Here is a 19,463-nt window from a genome sequence, read left to right on the forward strand (position 1 = left end):
AACACGCTAAAATAATGAAATAATCATATTTCAGCAAGGCTTTTCTCCAAAAGCGAGCTGAAATTATACAAGTGCTTTGCTTAAAGTTTGATTAAAATTAAAAAGTTTTTTTAAAAGTTTTTTTAAAAGTTTTTATGGAATTCTAAAATTGACTTAGGAATTATAGGTGGAATTCTAGAATTCCTAAGTAAAATTCTAGAATTGCTAAGTAAAATTCTAGAATTCCTAGAGTAAATTCTAGAAATACTAAGTAAAAATTCTAGAATTCCTAAATAAAAAATACCCCCTAACCCCTAAAAAACTCTAAAATTCTAGTATAATAACCCAAAATAAAAGGCTAAAAATGAAAGACTACATAAAAATCCTACAAGAAAACAACCTACTAAAAGTGATTGATACGCCCTGCTCTACTGAGCTTGAAATAGCGCATCTTAGCTATTTGGAGGTAAAAAAAACAGATTCAAAGGCTCTGCTTTTTACAAATCCTGTTGATAAAAATGGCAAAAAGTATGAAATGCCTGTGCTTACAAATCTTTTTGGTTCACAGCGTGCTTTGGAGCTGATAATGGGCGCAAAGCCAGATGAAATCGCTGCTCGCATAGAAAAGCTGCTAAAACCAAAAAAGCCTGAGAGTTTCAGCCAAAAACTAGAATTGCTTAGCGAGTTAATAAAGCTAAAATCTGTACTGCCAAAGCGACTAAAAAGCCGTGGCGAGTGCCAGCAGGTGGTAAAAAGTAAGATAAATCTCTACGAGCTGCCGATATTGCGCACTTGGGAGGGTGATGCAGCGCCCTTTATTACTATGGGGCAAGTATATACAAAAAGCCTAGATGGTAAGGCACACAATGTGGGCATGTACCGCTTGCAAGTTCACAGCCCTGATGAGCTTGGTATGCACTGGCAGATTCACAAAGACGGTGCGCATTTTTTTCACCAATACGCAAAGGCTGGCAAGCCGATGCCAGTTTCAGTAGCCATAGGCGGCGATCCATTATATATCTGGTGTGCTCAAGCGCCGCTTCCAAAAGATGTCTTTGAGCTGCTTTTATACGGCTTTATCCGTGAAAAAAATGCTAGACTTGTGAAGTCTATCACAAACGATATTTATATCCCAAATGACGCTGATGTCGTAATAGAGGGCTTTGTAGATACTACGCAAGCCCTTATTGAAGGGCCTTTTGGCGATCATACTGGCTTTTACACGCCTGCTGAGCCCTTTGCTGTGATGAAAGTAAGCAAAATCACGCAGAAGAAAAATCCTATTTTTTACGCCACAGTCGTGGGTAAGCCACCACTAGAAGATAAATACTTTGGTGGTGCTACTGAGCGAATTTTTTTGCCACTTTTAAAGACTAGTGTGCCAGATCTAATTGATTATAAAATGCCTGAAAATGGCGTGTTTCACAATCTAATCTTGGCAAAATTTGCCGCTGCTTACCCAGCACACGCCCAGCAAATCGCTCATGCTTTTTGGGGTGTCGGGCAAATGAGCTTTGTAAAGCACGCTATTTTTGTAGGTAGCGACGCACCTGCGCTTGATGATTATAGCGCATTTTGCGAGTATGTTCTCTCGCGCATTTCGCCTGCTTCACTACTAATAACTAGCGGTGTTTGCGACCAGCTAGACCACGCTAGTCCTAATGCCTGTTTTGGCGGTAAGCTTGGCGTGGATGCAAGCGTGGATACAAGCACGCCTGCGCCGACTTTGCTTAGCGATGATGAGCTTCTCATAAAATTCCAAAAAATCAGCTCAGAGATTTTGGCTTTGCGCCAGATTTTTACACACACAAAAAACCCTATAACTATGATAAAAACGCTAAAAACTGCGCCTTTAAAAGAGCTTTTTAAAAGGCTTTTGGCGTTTAAAGAGCATTTTAAAATTCTCATTTTTTTAGATAGCGATGCTAGACTAGAAAATCATTATATGAATGTTTGGCGTATAACAAATAATATTGACGCCCAGCGTGATATTTTTATAAACGGCGAGCAAATCGGCATTGATGCTACAGCTAAAAATGCCCTTGATGGTTATGAGAGGCAGTGGCCGCAAATGACTAATTGCACGCGCTCAGTCATTGATGAGCTTATTAAAAAAGGGCTTTTAGATAGCAATAGTGAGTTTTTTGAAAAATTTGAGATTTTTGGCTAGGGGATTTTTAATCTAGAATTCCTACTTATAGAATTCTTGCTTCTAGAATTCCTACTTAAAATTTGCTAGGAATTCTAGATGATATTTAGGGAATTCTAGAATAATTTAATAATAATTTTTACTAAAAACTTAAAAATTCTATTTATTTTTGCTAGAATTCAGCTTAAAAAAAACAAGGAATTTTATGAATTTTGCTTTTAATGATATTTTATTTGCCTTTTTGCTAGCGATTTTTGCAGGGGCTAGCACTTGCGCTGGGGCTGCGATTGCCTTTTTTAGCAAGCAAGATAGCACAAAAATGCTCTCAGCCGGACTTGGATTTTCGGCTGGTGTGATGGTATATCTTAGCTTTGTAGAGCTTTTGCCAGCATCTATAAAAGAGTTTAGCAAACTAAGCCAAAACGGCGAAATAATTGCGCTTTTTATCTTTTTTGCCTCAATGCTCGCCTGTATTTTTATAGATAAAGTCGTGCCTGATGATGTAAATCCGCACGAAATAGAAGCACCTGAGGCGTATTGCGAGCTTAGATTTTGCTATTTAAAGGATAGAGAACTTCACATCGCAAAGCAAAAAGCAGCTCTTGCCCAAAATAATGCGCCAGCTAGTAATAAAGCACTGCGCCGCACCGGCATTTTCACAGCTTTTGCGATTGCGCTGCACAATTTCCCTGAGGGCTTTGCGACCTTTGCTAGTGGCTTAGAGAGCATAAAGCTTGGTGTGGTCGTAGCCATAGCAGTGGCAATTCACAATATCCCTGAGGGCGTAGCTGTGAGCCTGCCGATTTACCACGCAACCGGACAAAAGCGCAAGGCTTTTATTTTCGCAGCTCTCTCAGGTCTTGCTGAGCCACTTGGCGCACTTGTAGGGGCGCTGCTGATTTTGCCGCTTTTTGGGGCGTCTGCTGTGGCGGTGAGCTTTGCTCTCGTGGCTGGGGTGATGATTTTTATTAGCTTTGATGAGCTTTTTCCAGTAGCAAAGGCTTATGCTAGCGGACATGAGTGCCTTTATGGACTTATTGCTGGTATGGCTGTGATGGCATTTAGCTTGAAGTTTTTATCGCTGATTTAGGTTTTTTGGGGGTTAGGGGGTATTTTTTTACTTAGGAATTCTAGAATTTTACTTGGAATTCTAGAATTCCCCACTATGTCATCCCCCAGCTTGACTGGGGGATCTCTAGGGAATTCTAAAATTCCGTCATTGCGAGCGAAGCGAAGCAATCTCTAGGAATTCTAAATTTATTCTTAGGAATTCCAGAATTCCCTACTATGTCATCCCCCAGTTTGACTGGGGGATCTCTATGGAATTCTAAATTTATTTGTGATGAGATCATCGGGTCAAGTCGGGGGATGACACACTAACACGCAAGGCAGGGGATGACGGAATTTTAGACGAAATTTTGAATGAGATTGCTTCGCTTCGCTCGCAATGACGGCGATTTAATGGGATTGCTCCCTCTACTTTGCTCTCTCGCAATGACGGAATTTTAGAATTCCCTAGAGATCACTCAGTCAAGCTGGGGAATGACACAAGACTTAGGAATTCAAGTTTAGGAAGTCTAGTTTGGGAAGTCTAGTTTGGGAATTCAAGTTTAGGAATTCTAGAATTCCTAAAATAAAAGACACCCCCTGACCCCCAGAAAAGCCAAGCGAACTTATTTAATAAGTTCATTATAGATCCTTTAATTTTTTTATCTCTTCTCTAAGAGCAATTGCCTTTTCAAACTCTAAGTTTTTTGCCGCCTCTAACATCTGCGCACGCAGTTCTTTTATGATTTTTGCTCGCTCGCTAGCTGGCATTTTTTCAAGTTTTTTAGCCTTATTATATAGTGGCTCGTTTGCCTCGTCGTGTAGGCTTTCTTCTATACTTCTAGCCACGCTTTTTGGGATGATTCCATGCGCTTTGTTATACTCATCTTGAATCTTGCGGCGGCGCAGAGTTACATCCATAGCTTCTTTCATGCTTTTTGTGATTTTATTGGCAAAAAGCAGCACCTTTCCATGCTCGTTTCTAGCAGCCCTGCCCATGGTTTGGATTAGCGAAGTAGTTGAGCGCAAAAAGCCCTCTTTATCAGCGTCCATGACAGCTACGAGTGCGACCTCTGGCAGATCAAGCCCTTCGCGCAAAAGATTTATTCCTATTAGTATATCATACTCGCCACGCCGCAGCCCTCTTATTAGCTCGTTTCTCTCAATTGCGTCAATGTCTGAGTGCATATACCGCACTTTAAGACCAAGCTCTAAATAATACTTGCTTAGCTCTTCTGCCATTTTTTTAGTTAGTGTGGTAATTAGCACGCGATTACCTGCTTCTATTACCTTTTTTGCTCTATCATATAGCACTTCAACTTGATTATCACTTGGTATTACTTCAATCTCTGGATCTAAAAGTCCAGTAGGACGCAAAATCTGCTCGTAGATGTGTGGGCTAGAAAGTTCTAGCTCATATTCATTTGGCGTAGCTGAGACAAAGAGAAAATGCGCCTTTTTGTTTATAAACTCATCAAACATCAAAGGGCGGTTATCCAAGGCACTTGGCAAGCGAAAGCCGTATTCAACCAGCACTTCTTTGCGGCTTCTATCGCCAGCAAACATACCCCTAAACTGCGGCAAGCTCACATGGCTTTCATCAACAATTACTAGATAAGGGCGGTCTTTTACTTCATAATAATCAAACATCGAATATGGCGTCTCTCCAGCCTTTTGCCCTGTTAAATAGCGTGCGTAGTTTTCGATTCCTTTTGTCATGCCAGTAGCTTTTAGCATTTCAAGATCAAACTCCACTCTTTGCTTTAAGCGTTGGTATTCTACTAAGCGATTTTCTTTTTGATAGAATTCCAAACGCTCATCAAGTTCTTTTTCTATCTCTTTTATAGCTGATTTTAGGCGATTTTCACCCACGATAAACTGGCTTGTAGCATATAGAGTAAATTTGCTCAAATCCCTAGTTTTTTTGCCAGTAATAGCATCTATGTGATACATACTCTCTATCTCATCGCCAAAAAACTCTAAGCGCAGCACTTCATCATTAAAATACGCTGGATAAATATCCACCACATCGCCATTTACCCTAAAATCTCCCCTATCAAAATACGCATCATTGCGCTTATAGCCCATATCTACTAGCTTTAAGAGTAGTTCTTTTTGGCAGTAGTGCTGCGAAAGCTCTAAAAATAGCACCATTCCTTGATACTCAGCTGGATTGCCTAGGCCGTAGTTTGCTGAGACTGAGGCGATTACTATCACATCATCAAAGCTAAGTAAATTTGCTGTGGCTGAGAGCCGCAGGCGTTCTAATTCGTCGTTTATTGCGCTGTCTTTTTCTATAAAAAGATCCTGCCTTGGGATATAAGCCTCTGGCTGATAATAGTCGTAGTAGCTGATGAAATACTCCACATGATTTTTGCTAAAAAAGCCCTTAAACTCGCTATATAATTGCGCTGCTAGGCTTTTGTTGTGCGTCATTATGAGTGTTGGCATGCCAAGCTCTTTTATCACATTTGCCATGGTAAAGGTCTTGCCAGAGCCAGTTACGCCTAAAAGCGTGGTGTATTTTGCCCCAGCTTTTATTGCGCTTACAATGCCTTTTATCGCAGCAGCTTGGTCGCCTGAGGGCTTAAATTTACTAGTTAATTCAAAAATACTTTCATTACTTTTTTTCACGGGAATTCTACTTTTTATGCTAAAATTTTAGATAATTTTAGCAAAATTTTCGTTTTTTTATGCTAGAATACGCCCTATTTTTTTAAAAAATCCACAAAAAGGCTACATAATGGAAGAAAAAGTGCTAAACACACTGACATCAAAAGTAACTGAACTAATGCAAAAATACCAAGAAATGTGCGATGCAAACGATGCTTTGCGCAACGAACTAGTAAGCGCAAAAGCCCAAAACGAGGCAAAAAGCAATCAAATCGCACGCCTAGAAGAAGAGCTTAACAAACATCATAACGAAAGCGACGACCTACTAAAACAAGTAGAAGCTGTCCTTGGTAAATAGGTAAAAAAATGAGAGAAATCACGCTAACTATCAGCAAAAAAGATTACACAGTCAGGCTTGATGATGACTTTGCAGAGGCTTTGGAGCGTGATATATCAAATCTTTTAGGTGGCAAGACTAACTTTGAGGTAAAAGACCTGCTTTTTGCCTTTATGAAAAAATGTCAAGACCAGTATGAAAACGATAAGCGTATGAATAACATGGTAAATCACCTAAGCAAGACATTAAATGTATAAAAAGGGGCTAAGATGAAAAAAGCATTTACAATGGTTGAGCTGATTTTTGTCATCGTTATACTAGGTATTCTCGCTATGGTGGCTCTACCACGCCTAGCAGGCAGTAAAAAAGATGCTGAAATAACAAGAGCAAAAGCCGAAATCGCTGCTATCAGATCTGCTATACAAACCTATCGTGGCGCAAATCTACTAGCTCAAAAGGGCAGCGGCTATCCTGAAAAACTAGATAAGAAAACAATAGAAGAGATCACAAACGGCACAAAACTAAGTGAGAAATATTGGAGTGTGAGCGAGGGCGGCAATGAACTTTATCTTACAATTGGTGAAACAATTACTTTTACTTACGATAAAACCAAAGGAAGCCTTACTTGCCAAGCCTCTGATACTTTGTGCGAAAAAATAGAGAAGTAAAGGAATTCTAGATTTTTACCGTACCTTGACTCTAAACTTTGCTAGGAATTCTAGAATTCCTAGCAAAAATCTCAAAAAAAATATGGAATTCTAGTTTGTTTTACTACGAAATCATCATAACCGCTCACGCCCTAGCCCCACTTACTTACAGCTGTAAGCGCGAGCTAGAGCCTTTTAGCGAAGTTCTAGTAGAGCTTGGCAATAAGCAAAAAAAAGGCTATGTTTATAAGCAAGTGGGTAAACCAAGCTTTAAATGCAAAGAAATACTAAGCCAAACTGACTTTTATCTCACAGCCATGCAAATACAGCTTTTAGAGTTTATTGCAAGTTATTATTCTAGCGAACTAGGCGTGGCAGCAGGGCTTTTTGAGCCTTTTTGTGAGAGCAAAAATATTTTAGATAGCGAGTTTGCTGGTGATTTTAGCGCTTTGCCAGAACTAAGCGAGCTACAAAACAAAGCCCTTGATTTTAGCCTAAAAAACGATGTTAGCCTTATTTTTGGCGATACTGGCAGCGGCAAAAGTGAAATCTACATAAGCGCAATAGCAAAAACCCTAAAAACAGGCAAGCAAGCCCTACTTCTCATGCCTGAAATCGCCCTAACCCCACAAATGCAAAAACGCCTAGAAAAATACTTTAGCCAAGGCGTGGGGCTGTGGCATAGCAAAATCGCAAAAGGCAAAAAAGAAAGGATTTTAAAGGATTTTATGAGCGGCAAAGTCCGCCTAATAGCAGGTGCTCGCTCGGCTCTTTTTTTGCCATTTACAAACCTTGGGCTAATAATAGTAGATGAAGAACACGACGAGAGCTACAAAAACGCTAGCAAGCCTTGCTATAACGCAAGAGATTTGGCAATCTGGCTGGCTAAAAATAGCAAAAAATCTAGAATTCCTAGCAAAAAAGAACTTAGCGCAGAAAATTCTAGAATTCCTAGTAGCTTAGATTATGATTTTGAAGGCATTCGCACTATTTTAGGTTCAGCTACGCCAAGTGTGGTAAGCTATCACAAAATTCCACATTTTCGCCTAAAAGGCACCTTTTTTACCTCAAGCAAAGAGTTTCTTTTTGACCACTCGCCGCTAGGGCTTTCGAATATGATTATTTCGCATTTAGCAGCTGTTTTGGAGGCAAAAAAACAAGCCGTGATTTTTTTGCCAACTCGTGGCAATTTTAAGGTGCTGCTTTGTAAGGACTGTGGCAAAAGCTTTAGCTGTCCCTTTTGCGCTGTAAACATGAGCCTACACAAAAATGCAAATGCTCTTAAATGCCACTATTGCGGCTTTAGCTCGCCTTTGCCTAGCTCATGCGAGCACTGCGGTGGCTCAGTGCTACAAAGCCAAAAAATCGGTACCAGCGAGCTAAAACTCATGCTAGAATCAGCTCTACCAAAGGCAAAAATAGCAAAGTTTGATAGAGATGAGATAACCACAGCAAAAAAGCTTGAAACTTTGCTAAAAGACTTTAACGATGGCAAAATCGATATCTTGGTTGGCACGCAAATGCTAAGTAAGGGGCATGATTATCACAATGTAGAACTTGCTGTTATTTTGGGGCTTGATGAGCATTTGGCGCATGCTGATTTTAGAGCTAGTGAAAAGACCTTAGCACTTGCTATGCAAATAGCAGGCAGAGCTGGCAGAGCAAGCCACGGCAAGGTCATCATCCAGACCGCCCAGCAAGAGTTTTTTAAGCCGTATTTAAGCGACTTTGAGCTTTTTATAAAAGATGAGTTAGAGCTTAGAGAGCCTTTATATCCGCCCTTTGCTAGGCTCTCTCGCATTCTCATCTCGCACGCAAACGAGCAAAAAGCAGCTAGGATTACAGAGCAGATTTTAGCCCAGCTAAAAAGCATAGAAAACCTTGAAATCATCGGTCACGGCAAGGCCTCTATAGCCTACATCGCTAGTAAGTTTCGCTACTATATTTTGCTGCGCGCTCACTCTCACAGCCCACTTTTAAAAGCTGGAAATATCGCCCTAGCCTATGGCGCTACTGCTGATATTGATCCATTTAATTTTAATTAAAAAGTAAGGAATTTTTTTGAATACCCAGGGAATTTTAGTTTTTATTCTAGAGAATTCTAGTTTAGGGAATTCTCTTTGGGAATTCTAAAATTCCTAGGCTTTTTGGGGGTTAGGGGGTATTTTTTATCTTAGGGAATTCTAAATTTAGCCTTGGGAATTTTAGAATTCCTAAACTTTTAAGTGAAAAAATATTTCTTGATTGCCGTTTTTGCCTTTAATAGCGCAGTTTTCTTGCGCTAGTATTTTAAAGCCAAAATCAGCACAAAGCCTGTTAAAATCAGCTAGTGCTTCATTTATGGCTTTTTGGTCGCAAACCACGCCTTTTTTATCCCTTTTTGCCTTTAAACCTACTTCAAACTGAGGCTTAAAAAGCACGATTATTTCATCATTTGCAAGGGTTTTGATACAAGGCAGAACCAAGCTAAGCGGTATAAAGCTAAGATCAGCTGTGATGAGAGCAAAGCTCCCAGCACAATAAGTGCTAGCAAAGTCTCTAATATCCGTACTCTCACGGCAAATAATGCGAGGATCAGCCCTTAAAGAGCTATCAAGCTGTCCCTCGCCCACATCCACACACACCACACTACTAGCACCACTCATAAGCAAAACCTGCGCAAAGCCACCAGTGCTTGAGCCTATATCAAGGGCGTTTTTGCCCTTTACGCTAATCTTTTGGCCCTCTAAAAAGCTCTTTAGCTTCAAAGCCCCACGACCTACGAAAATCTCGCCATCACAAGCAATTTCATTATCTAAGCTTAGATTTTGCGAGGGCTTTGAGATTAGCTCCCCGCCAGCAAAGATTTTTTGCGCTTTTATAAGCTCACTAGCTTTGTTTCTGCTGATATTTAAAACCTGTGCTACTCTTGCATCTGCTCTCATTTTTGTCTTTTTTTCACTGGTTTTTGGTAAAAAATTCTAGAATTCTCCAAGCCCTCTAGCCACTCTTCGGCTGCGTCCACGGTAGTGGCTGGTGAAATTTCGTACCGATTTTTCAAGGCAAAGCTGCAGAAAAACGGTGCGAAAGTTTCGCCAGAGCAGCTGGGCTGCGCAAGGCTTGCTGCACAAAAAGCATCCACGAACTGAGTCTATAAAAATCAAGAATTCTCCAAACTCTCTAGCCACTCTTCATTCACGATTTTTACACCTAGCTCATTAGCTTTTGCTAGCTTTGAGCCAGCTGCCTCTCCTGCTAGTAAAAAATCAGTCCTAGCAGAGACTGCGCTAGATACTTTTGCCCCAAGGGCTTCAAGTCTAGCTTTAATCGCCTCTCTTGGGCTTTTTAGCGTGCCAGTTATCACTACGCTTTTGCCATTTAACACAGCACCGCTAGTATCAAGCGCCTCAGGCAAAACTGGCTGTATAAAAGTAAGTAGCTCACGCACCTTACTCTCATTTACACGCACAAACTCCAAAAAGCTCTGCGCCATATTTTCCCCAAAGCCATCAAGGGCTATTAGCTCATCATAGCTAGCACTAAGCCACTCAGCCCCAAAGGCTCTAGCGATTTTTCTAGCTGCCACCTCGCCTATTAGCTCGCAGCCAAGCGAGGCTATAAAACGCTCCAAAGTAGGCGTTTTACTCTTTTGAATGCTTGATAAAATATTGTTTATTTTACGCTCTTTAAAGCCCTCTAACCCAGCAAAAGAGCTCTCATCTAGCCTATAAATATCAGCGATATGTCTTAGCCTGCCACTCTCATAAAGTAGAGTAATAATCGCAGCTCCAAGCCCATCAATATCCATGCATTTTTTGCTAGCAAAATATATTAACAAACCTAACTCACGCTCTTTACACTCTAGATTTTGGCATTTTAAAATCGCCCCATCGCTAAAAAGCTCTGATCCACAGCACGGACACACGCTAGGCGGAGTTATATCCTTGCTTATTTCCTTGTTTATTTCGCCCCTGCGCAAAGAACCGGTTATCTTTGGTATAACATCGCCTGAGCGGATTATGCTGATAACATCGCCTATTTTTAGTCCAAGTCTTTTTATCTCGCCAGCATTGTGTAAAGTAGCGTTTGATACCATCGCACCATCTATATTTACAGGCTCAAGCACGCCCACAGGCGTAATAGCCCCAGTCCTGCCTACCTGCCAGATCACATCTTTTAGCGTAGTAGCAAGCTCAAGTGGCGGGAATTTATAAGCTACCATAAAGCGAGGGAATTTAACTGTATAGCCCATATTTTGCGCCAAATTTAGCTTATTTACACGCACGACCATGCCATCCATTAGCATTTCTTTTTGCTCTCTTGCATTTAGAAGCTCTTTGTAGGCTTTTTGTATCTCATCAAAGCCCACGCAAAGCTTACAAAAATCATCTCTTAAAAAGCCAAGCGAGCGCACAAACTCCATAATCTGCCAGTGTGTAGTGTAATTAAACTCATTTTCTAGCGAGTTTTCACCCACGCCCCAAGGATAAAAGCGCAGTCTGCGAGAGCGAGCCACGCTGCTATCAAGCTGCCGAAGTGAGCCAGCGGCTGCGTTTCTAGGATTTGCTAGTGGTTTTAGCCCAGCGTCTAGCAAGCTTTTATTTACTTTTTCAAAATCAGCCTTTGTGATTACTACCTCGCCACGGATTTCTATGCGAGATTTATAGGCGATTTGCTGAGGGATAGAGGCTATGACTTTTGCGTTGTGAGTTACATTTTCGCCTATTTTACCATCGCCTCTGGTGGCAGCTTTGATTAGCTTGCCATCTTCGTAGAGTAGATTTAGGCTCGCACCATCAAACTTTGGTTCTACAAAAAGCTCTAAATCAGCCTTGCTCCCACGCTCTAGCCACTCTTTTAGCTCACTAGAATTAAAAATATCCTCCATTGACCACATAGGCGCAATATGAGCTGATTTCTCAAAGCTTTCTAGCACCTCGCCACCTACTTTTATGCTAGGGCTATCTGGGCTTATTAAAAGCGGATTTTGCTCTTCAAATTCTAGAATTCTGTGATATAGCTCGTCATACTCAGCGTCAGTTGCAAGCGGGGCATCATCTGTATAATACGCCTTTGCCCACTTTTTTAGCGTGCTAATAGCTTCTAAATAATCTTTTTCGCTCATCTCTTTTTCGCTCATCTTTGCCCCTTTTTAAAGTGCTTTGTAGGCACTATGCAGCGCTAAAAGCTGAGCATGTTCTAAGCTGTCATGAACTCTAATTATACTAGCTCCATTTTCTATGGCTTTTTGGTGTAAAAATAAAGTGCCAGCAAGGCGGTTTTCTACGCTGCTTGGATGGTAGGCGTTTATTATGCTTTTGCGGCTTGCCCCAACTAGCAGCTCACAGCCAAAGCGCAAAAAATGCTCTAAGTTTTTTATAAGCACCAGTCCTTGCTCATGACTTTTGCCAAAGCCTATACCGATATCTAAGATGATATTTTCTCGCTTTAAGCCTACATTTTCGCATTCTTTGATTTTTCTTTCAAAAAACTCATCAACAAGCTCTATTATATCGCCATTTACAGGCTCTGAGCTACCTTTTATGCCGCCATGCATAAGGCAGTATTTTGCGCCGTACTCGCTAGCAATTTTAGCAAGGGCAGGATTTGCGCTTATATCATTTAGCAAAGTTATGCCGTTTTCTAGTGCGTATTTAGCGCAGTTTTCATCAAAGGTGTCTATGCTAAGTTTTGCTTTTTTAGCAATATTTGAGCTTTTTAGTATATCAACTGCTGATTTTACACGCTCAAACTCAGCTCTAGCACCGATATACACGCTATCAGGGCGAGTGCTAGCAGCGCCTATATCAAGCCAAGAAGCACCACTTTCTATCATCTGGGAAGCCCTATTTGCTATGCTTTTTTCATCCACACGGCTTTTAGGATTAAAGCTATCATCTGTCATATTTAGCACACCCATTATTTCAGGGCTTGGAGAGATTTTTGTATTTGGGAATTCTAGTTTTAGATAGCGTGAGAGCTCTTTTAGCCCAAAGTCTTGTAAGGCTTCTTTTTTCTCTAAACTTTTTAGCTGTTTTTCATTTGCTATTAGCACCGCTTGGCTTAACTCTTTGCCACCAAGTATCGCGTTTTCTGGGCTTAGTACCTCAGCACCGCAGCTTAGAGCATCTTGTTTTAGGATATTTATAGCAGCTAAGCTTATTTCTTTTATAAGAAAAAAGTGTAGTTCTTTTTTCTCGCTCATTATTTTCTTGCCCATTTTATGGACTTTTAGCTTAGCGCAAAGTGCGTTAAAATCGCTTTTTGCTGAGATTTTTTGGATTTTCATTTTTTTACCTTATTTAGTTTTTTAGGCCTTAGGAATTCTAGAATTCCTAAATCTAGAATTCCTAAATCTAGAATTCCCTAAATCTAGAATTCCCAAATCTAGAATTCCTATGATAATCAGCGTTTGCTTTTTTTCATCAAAAGCAGCAGTAAGGGCGTAAGAACATACTCAGGCGAAGTATTTAAAGCACTGATATAACTAAGCTTTTTAAAATACTCTAGCTCATCCGCGCTAAAAACAAACCCACTATCAAGCGCATCGCAAATGATATCACCAACTAGCTTTGAGAGTTCTAGGGCACTTAGCTTGCCATTTTCTTTAAGCTCTTTTTGGGTTTTTACAAACTCACTCAGGCTTTTTAGATCAATGCGCCACAAATCAAGCCCATGCTCACACCTGCCTTTTGCCCTGCTTCGCACCTCTAGCATGAGCCTTGAGCGCACGGTAGGCAAAAGCGTATTTTTGCTAGGGACAATGAGAGTAAAAACTATATTTTTTGGCGGTTCTTCAAGTATTTTTAGCAAAGAGTTTTGAACCTCAGCACCTAGCTTTTTAGCCATGATTACTATGTTTTTTTGCTCATACTCGGCGATGTAGGCCTCGGCTATCACGTCCTTAGCATCATCAAGTAGCATATTCTCATACTCAAAAATACGCGCATTTTTACCATCAAACTCGTCTTTTATGCTCTCAAAATCACTTGAAATAATAATTTTATTTTGCATTTAAAGAGTGATTTTACCCAAAATTACTTCGCTTAAACTCATATCAAAAAGCCTAAAAAGCGCAAGTATTTTGATATCTAATAAAGGATCGTTTTTCTCTAGACAAAAGGCGTTTTGGGCTTGTTCGCCAAAAAGCCACATATAGCTATTTTGATGGCTTTTTGCAATAAGGCTTAGTTTTGAACTACCCTTGCCTATGTAGAAATACACAAAGTTATTGCCAAAGCTGATATTTAGCATATCATCTAGCAAAGCCATCTCACTCTCATCAAGCACGCTAGTATCAATGCGTGGATATAAAGAGCGCAGTGGCACTACTGGGATTAGCGGACGGGTTTTGCTAGGGGTGTTGATGTTTTTGATAAAATACTCTTCAAACCAGCTATACTCATCATCACAGACTAACACTATACTAGCACCATCTAAAAAATACCCAAGCTTGCTTGAAAGCAGACTAGCCCACGCCACGCGTTGTTCTTCAAGCCAGTTCATGATAATACCCTCAAACTCAGCACCCCTAATAGCACCAAGCGTCCAGCTAATAAGATCCATTTTTAAAGCTTTTAGGCGTCTAGTTTGTAGGCTTTGTGTAAGGCTCGCACTGCTAGCTCGCCGTATTTTGCAGCTACTATGATAGAGATTTTTATCTCGCTAGTTGAGATCATTTCTATATTTATGCCCTCAGCTGCTAGTGTGCTAAATGCCACGCTTGCTACGCCAGAGTGGCTTTTCATACCAACGCCAACTATGCTTACTTTTACCACATCGCTATCAAACTCCACGCTTGAAGCGTATTTTTCTACCACAGCCCTTGCGCTATCTACTTCGTTTTGCGGGACTGTAAAGCCTAGATTTGTAGTGCCGTCTTTTTGCCCTGCGTTTTGGATGATCATATCTACATTTATGTTTTTATCGGCTAGGGCTTTAAAGATTTCAGCTGAAGTGCCAGGCCTGTCTAAAACACTTCTCATAGTTACTCTTGCTTGATTTTTATCAAGCGCAATTCCGCTTATTACTACATCTTCCATATTTGTCATATTTTCTTCTCCTGTGATTAGTGTACCTTCATTGTGATTAAAGCTTGAGCGTGTTACTAGATTTACATTTAGCTTTTTAGCAAGCTCTACGCTACGATTTTGTAATACCTTTGCGCCCATGCTAGCAAGCTCTAGCATTTCATCGTAGCTAATTTTTTCTAGCTTTTTAGCATTTGGTTCTATGCGTGGATCAGTGGTGTAGACGCCATCTACATCAGTATATATCTCGCATAAATCAGCCTTTAAAGCCCCGGCAATTGCCACTGCACTTAGATCTGAGCCACCTCTGCCTAGCGTGGTTACTTGACCGTGTTCATTTACACCTTGAAAGCCAGCTATTACTACGATTTTGCCATCTTTTAGGGCTTCGTCAATGTTTTTTGTATCTATGCTTTTTATGCGTGCTTTTGTAGCACTAGTATCAGTGGTGATCCCTGCGCCTCTGCCGCTTAGGCTGATTGCTGGATAGCCCTTTGCGTTTAGTGCGATTGAGAGCAGAGCTGATGTTACGCGCTCACCAGAGCTTAAAAGCATATCCATATCTCTATCTTGTGGAGCGTTTTTAGCAAAGTACTCAGCGTATTCTATAAGCTGATTTGTAACCCCACTCATAGCTGAGACTACGACTACTAGGTCGTTGCCTGCCTTTTTATTTTCTATTACTCTTTTAGCAACTTCATCAATGCGCTCTAGCGTACCTACGCTTGTGCCACCGTATTTTTGAACTATTAGCATTATAGATATCCTTTCTCTTTAAAGTGTTTTATAACCTTGCTATAAACTTCTTTTTTAAAGTGCGTTACCACTCTCATTAGCTCATTTACATTTATAAATTTATAGTCATCAAACTCTGGTTTTTTGGTATTTATATCTATTTTGGCATCGCCTTTTAGTCTAGCTAGAAAATACTTTTGGCTCTGCCCCCAGTATGGTGCCATTTTTTTTCTAGCGTGTTCTGGAAAATCATAGCTTAGCCACTGGGGATACTCAGCTATGATTTCTACTTTGTTTGTGCCGATTTCTTCTTCAAGCTCACGAAATAGCGCATCTCGTGGCGTCTCGCCATCATCTATGCCACCTTGGGGAAACTGCCAAGCACCCTTTATATCGCTGCGTTGTGCTACTAGCACTTTACAATCAAAAGGATAAGTCGGCGCAAGCACGATAATAGCTACATTTGGACGATATTTCTTTTCTTGCATCTGCCTTGCCTGTGGATAAAAAATTTTGCGATTTTAGCCAAAAAGCCTTTAAATTTTTATAAATTTTGAGCTATAATTTTAGCATGAGAGTTTATATACATATACCATTTTGCGCCTCAAAGTGTCCTTATTGCGCTTTTGGCTCATTTACTGATTTTAGTCTTGTAAGGCAGTATTTTGATGCTTTAAATAAAGATTTAAAGCATCAGCTAAAAGAGTTTTTAAAAGCTAAAAAGCAGATAAAAAGCATATTTTTTGGTGGTGGCACGCCTAGCGTGGTGGGAGTAAAGTTTTATGAAAAAATCATGGATTTGCTGCTTAGCTATTGCGCTAAAAATGCTGAAATCACCTTTGAGGCAAATCCAAACTCAGCCAAGCTAGAGTGGCTAAAAAGCATAAAAAATCTAGGCGCAAACCGCATTAGCTTTGGGACGCAAAGCTTTGATGAGAAAAAACTAAAATTCCTAGGTCGCACTCACAGCAGCGCTGATACTTTTAAGGCTGCAAACAATGCGCTTAGAGCTGGCTTTGAGCGAATAAATGTAGATTTTATCTACGGCACAAAACTTGATAGTAAAAAGCTTTTAAGCTCTGAGCTAGAGGGCATAAAAAAGCTTAAAAATCTAGGCGTAAAGCACATTAGCGCCTACGCTTTGAGCTTAGAGCAAAACACGCCATTTTATGCTCACAAAAACTACGCAAAAGAAGCACCGATTTTGGCAAATTTTGTGATAAAAGGGCTAAAAAATTTAGGCTTTTTGCAGTATGAAATCAGCAATTTTTCGCAAATTGGCTATGAATGCGAGCATAATCTTGGCTACTGGATGGGCGATGAATACATTGGCGTAGGGGCTTTTAGCGTGGGTTGCGTGGGCAAAACTAGGCTTTATGCTCACAGCCTCATTGAAAACTACATAAATGAACCACTTTTTCGCAAAAGCGAGTATTTGAGTGATGATGAGTGGAGCGATGAGAGATTGCTTTTAGGGCTTCGCTCAAAGCTTGGAGTGGATGAGAAATACATAAAAAACAAAGCAATTCTAGAATTCCTAGAAAAAGATAAAAAAATCTTGCGAGAAAATGGGCGAGTTTTTAATAAAAACTTCTTGCTTGCTGATGAATTAGCTTGCGTGCTTTGCTAATTTAAGCAAAAAAGAAAGCAAAATGCGCTAAAATCACGGAATTTTTACGCAAAAAAGGGCGCAAATGTTTGGTATGAGTTTGCCAGAAATCATTGTTATTTTGGTTATTGCGGTGCTTGTTTTAGGGCCTGATAAATTGCCTGAGGCACTTGTGAAGTTTGCTAAGTTTTTTAAATACTTCAAAGCCCAAGTAAGCTCAGCAAAAAGCAACTTTGAACAAGAAGTGCGCATAGCTGAGCTTAAAGCTGATGCTGCTAAGCTAAAAAGCTCAGTTACTGATATAAGCTCAAATGTGCGAAAAAAACTTACTTTTGAAGAACTTGATGAGCTAAAAAAATCAGCTAGCGATTTTAGCACAGAGCTAAAAAGCAGCCTTGATTTTAGCCAGACAAATACAAGCAGCGAAGGTTCTAGCGAGAATTCTAGAATTCCTAGTGAGAATTCTCAAAACCAAGTTTTAGATAAACTAAATGTTTTAGATAAACTAAACTCTGATCCTTTAAATACTAAAATAGACGAGCAAAGAGAAGGCAAAAATGTTTGAAGATTTAAAACCGCATTTAATAGAACTTAGAAAGCGTCTTTTTATCAGTGTTTTAGCACTCATTGTTTGTGTGATTGGCTGTTTTGGCTTTTGGGAGTTTATTTTAGCCTTTATCTCAGCTCCCCTAAAAGGCGCATTGCCAGAGGGCAGCGATATTATTTTTAAAGAAGTAACCGAGCCCTTTTTTACTGCTATGAAAGTAGCCTTTATAGCTGGGCTTTTGGTCGCTTGTCCTGTGATGTTTTGGCAGTTTTGGCTCTTTGTAGCACCTGGGCTTTATGATAATGAGAAAAAATTTGTTATCCCTTTTGTATTTTGCGCTACTTTAATGTTTTTTTTAGGGGCTGCGTTTTGTTATTATTTCGTGCTTCCAACAGGACTTCATTTTCTTATAAACTTTGGTGGGCAGCTGTTTTTAGCCCTGCCTAGTATAGGTGAGTATGTGGGCTTTTTTACCAAGCTTGTTATTGCCTTTGGACTTAGTTTTGAACTACCTGTTATTAGCTTTTTTCTAGCAAAAATCGGTCTTATTACTGATGAGAGCTTAAAGGCGTATTTTCGCTATGCGGTGGTGGGGATTTTCATCTTTGCAGCTGTGATGACACCGCCTGATATTTTTAGCCAGATTATGCTAGCAGCACCGCTTATCGTGCTATATGCGCTTTCAATCTACATCGCAAAACTTGTAAATCCAGCTCAAAATGATGATGAAGATGATGAAGATGATGAGGGCACAGAGCTAGAAAAGAGCCAAAATGCGTGAGCTTAAGCTTAGCTCTTATGATTATTTCTTGCCTGAGGGGCTAATAGCTACTAAGCCAGTAGAGCCAAAAGGACAGGCAAAACTGCTAGTTTATGATAGAAAAAAAGATAGCATAGAGCATTTGCATTTTAGCGACCTTGCACAGATTTTGCCAGAGTGCGCTATTATCTTTAATGATACAAAGGTGATAAAAGCTCGCATTTATGGGCAAAAGGACAGCGGCGGCAAAATAGAAATGCTACTAAATCAGCCGCTTGGTGGCTCGAATTTTAGCTGTTTTATAAAAGGCTCTGTTAAGGCTGGGCAAAATCTAGAATTCCCTAGCAATTTAAAAGCGCAGGTTTTAGAGCTAAAAGATGATGGCTCGCGCGTAGTAAAAATCACGCAAAATGAGCGTGAGCTAGTAGCGCATGAGCTTTTTGCTATATTGGGTAGCATAGGTCATGTCCCCTTGCCACCCTATATAAAAAGAGCTGATAATAAAGACGATGAGAGCTGGTATCAAAGTATTTTTGCTAAAAATATGGGTGCAGTAGCAGCTCCAACTGCTAGCTTGCATTTTGATGAGAACATGCTTCAAGAGCTAAAGCAAAAGCACGAGCACGCCTTTATCACGCTGCATGTGGGGGCTGGGACTTTTAAAGGTGTGGAGAGCGAAAATATCTTAGAGCATAAAATGCATAGCGAGTACTATGAAATCTCTAAATCAGCCAAAGCCATCATAAATAGCACACAAAAACTGCTAGCTGTTGGCACTACTAGCACTCGCACGGTTGAGTATTTTGTGCGAAGTGGAGCTAGTAGTGGGGAGTGCGATCTTTTTTTGCATCCTTTAAATCCGCCAAAAAGAGTAGATTTTTTGCTAACAAACTTCCACTTGCCCAAAAGCACGCTAATTATGCTTGTAGCTAGCTTTTTAGGGCTTGAGAAAACATTAAAACTTTATAAAAAAGCTGTGGAGATGAAATATAGATTTTATAGCTACGGCGATGGCATGCTTATTATTTAAA

General features: G+C 40.2%; 19 protein-coding genes. 10 read left to right on the forward strand and 9 right to left on the reverse strand.

Annotated elements, in window-relative coordinates; genetic code table 11:
* Positions 1-343 precede the first annotated feature (343 nt).
* Positions 344-2,149, forward strand: coding sequence for a menaquinone biosynthesis decarboxylase (locus tag PTQ34_RS08210; RefSeq protein ID WP_273933087.1), 1,806 nt, complete (start codon positions 344-346; stop codon positions 2,147-2,149).
* A gap of 184 nt (positions 2,150-2,333) precedes the next feature.
* Positions 2,334-3,218: a zinc transporter ZupT gene (zupT, locus tag PTQ34_RS08215; protein WP_273933088.1), complete on the forward strand. Its 885-nt coding sequence runs from the start codon at positions 2,334-2,336 to the stop codon at positions 3,216-3,218.
* Positions 3,219-3,817: 599 nt separating this feature from the next.
* Here the strand turns inward: zupT and uvrB are convergent.
* Complete coding sequence (gene uvrB / locus PTQ34_RS08220; protein WP_273933144.1) at positions 3,818-5,788, reverse strand: excinuclease ABC subunit UvrB; 1,971 nt, start codon at positions 5,786-5,788, stop codon at positions 3,818-3,820.
* A 127-nt stretch (positions 5,789-5,915) separates the two neighbouring features.
* On the opposite strand from uvrB, the gene PTQ34_RS08225 reads away from it, so the two are divergent.
* From PTQ34_RS08225 to priA, 4 genes are all read left to right on the forward strand, one after another.
* A complete protein-coding gene (locus PTQ34_RS08225; RefSeq protein ID WP_273930697.1) occupies positions 5,916-6,146 on the forward strand; it encodes a hypothetical protein in 231 nt (76 codons plus the stop codon).
* Between the two features lie 8 nt (positions 6,147-6,154).
* Positions 6,155-6,382, forward strand: a complete 228-nt coding sequence (locus PTQ34_RS08230) for a hypothetical protein (RefSeq protein ID WP_273930575.1) — start codon at positions 6,155-6,157, stop codon at positions 6,380-6,382.
* A gap of 12 nt (positions 6,383-6,394) precedes the next feature.
* A complete protein-coding gene (locus tag PTQ34_RS08235) occupies positions 6,395-6,793 on the forward strand; it encodes a type II secretion system protein (protein WP_273933089.1) in 399 nt (132 codons plus the stop codon).
* 80 nt (positions 6,794-6,873) lie between these two features.
* The gene (gene priA / locus PTQ34_RS08240; RefSeq protein ID WP_449727699.1) at positions 6,874-8,817 is read left to right on the forward strand and encodes a replication restart helicase PriA; all 1,944 of its coding nucleotides are present in this window, start codon (positions 6,874-6,876) and stop codon (positions 8,815-8,817) included.
* Positions 8,818-8,985: 168 nt separating this feature from the next.
* On the opposite strand, the gene tlyA is transcribed toward priA, so the two are convergent.
* The 8 genes from tlyA to PTQ34_RS08280 form a co-directional block, all read right to left on the reverse strand.
* Positions 8,986-9,696: a 23S rRNA (cytidine-2'-O)-methyltransferase TlyA gene (gene tlyA, locus PTQ34_RS08245; protein WP_273933091.1), complete on the reverse strand. Its 711-nt coding sequence runs from the start codon at positions 9,694-9,696 to the stop codon at positions 8,986-8,988.
* A gap of 36 nt (positions 9,697-9,732) precedes the next feature.
* Positions 9,733-9,915, reverse strand: coding sequence for a hypothetical protein (locus PTQ34_RS08250; RefSeq protein ID WP_273933092.1), 183 nt, complete (start codon positions 9,913-9,915; stop codon positions 9,733-9,735).
* Positions 9,912-11,876 carry an NAD-dependent DNA ligase LigA gene (gene ligA / locus PTQ34_RS08255; protein ID WP_273933145.1) on the reverse strand — a complete coding sequence of 655 codons (1,965 nt, stop codon included), beginning with the start codon at positions 11,874-11,876 and terminating at the stop codon, positions 9,912-9,914. Before ligA ends, PTQ34_RS08250 begins: the two co-directional genes overlap by 4 nt.
* 27 nt (positions 11,877-11,903) lie before the next feature.
* Positions 11,904-13,040 (reverse strand): dihydropteroate synthase, encoded by a 1,137-nt coding sequence (gene folP, locus PTQ34_RS08260; RefSeq protein WP_273933093.1) that lies wholly within the window; start codon positions 13,038-13,040, stop codon positions 11,904-11,906.
* 116 nt (positions 13,041-13,156) lie between these two features.
* Complete coding sequence (locus PTQ34_RS08265; RefSeq protein WP_273933094.1) at positions 13,157-13,765, reverse strand: DNA polymerase III subunit delta'; 609 nt, start codon at positions 13,763-13,765, stop codon at positions 13,157-13,159.
* Positions 13,766-14,317 carry a HobA family DNA replication regulator gene (locus tag PTQ34_RS08270; protein WP_273930582.1) on the reverse strand — a complete coding sequence of 184 codons (552 nt, stop codon included), beginning with the start codon at positions 14,315-14,317 and terminating at the stop codon, positions 13,766-13,768. It abuts the gene before it with no gap.
* A gap of 11 nt (positions 14,318-14,328) precedes the next feature.
* Positions 14,329-15,537, reverse strand: coding sequence for an aspartate kinase (locus PTQ34_RS08275; protein ID WP_273930583.1), 1,209 nt, complete (start codon positions 15,535-15,537; stop codon positions 14,329-14,331).
* A complete protein-coding gene (locus tag PTQ34_RS08280) occupies positions 15,537-16,004 on the reverse strand; it encodes an RNA pyrophosphohydrolase (RefSeq protein WP_273933095.1) in 468 nt (155 codons plus the stop codon). The genes PTQ34_RS08275 and PTQ34_RS08280 overlap by 1 nt, the downstream gene beginning before the upstream one ends.
* A gap of 83 nt (positions 16,005-16,087) precedes the next feature.
* Here PTQ34_RS08280 and hemW point away from each other — a divergent pair, with 83 nt between their 5' ends.
* From hemW to queA, 4 genes are all read left to right on the forward strand, one after another.
* Complete coding sequence (hemW, locus tag PTQ34_RS08285; protein WP_273933096.1) at positions 16,088-17,146, forward strand: radical SAM family heme chaperone HemW; 1,059 nt, start codon at positions 16,088-16,090, stop codon at positions 17,144-17,146.
* A gap of 64 nt (positions 17,147-17,210) precedes the next feature.
* Positions 17,211-17,690: a Sec-independent protein translocase subunit TatA/TatB gene (locus PTQ34_RS08825; RefSeq protein ID WP_318532621.1), complete on the forward strand. Its 480-nt coding sequence runs from the start codon at positions 17,211-17,213 to the stop codon at positions 17,688-17,690.
* Positions 17,683-18,453, forward strand: a complete 771-nt coding sequence (gene tatC, locus PTQ34_RS08295; protein WP_273933097.1) for a twin-arginine translocase subunit TatC — start codon at positions 17,683-17,685, stop codon at positions 18,451-18,453. Before PTQ34_RS08825 ends, tatC begins: the two co-directional genes overlap by 8 nt.
* Positions 18,446-19,462 carry a tRNA preQ1(34) S-adenosylmethionine ribosyltransferase-isomerase QueA gene (gene queA, locus PTQ34_RS08300; protein ID WP_273933098.1) on the forward strand — a complete coding sequence of 339 codons (1,017 nt, stop codon included), beginning with the start codon at positions 18,446-18,448 and terminating at the stop codon, positions 19,460-19,462. Before tatC ends, queA begins: the two co-directional genes overlap by 8 nt.
* Position 19,463: the final 1 nt, after the last annotated feature.

Origin of the sequence: Campylobacter magnus, from assembly GCF_028649595.1 — a bacterium.
Lineage (GTDB): Bacteria > Campylobacterota > Campylobacteria > Campylobacterales > Campylobacteraceae > Campylobacter > Campylobacter magnus.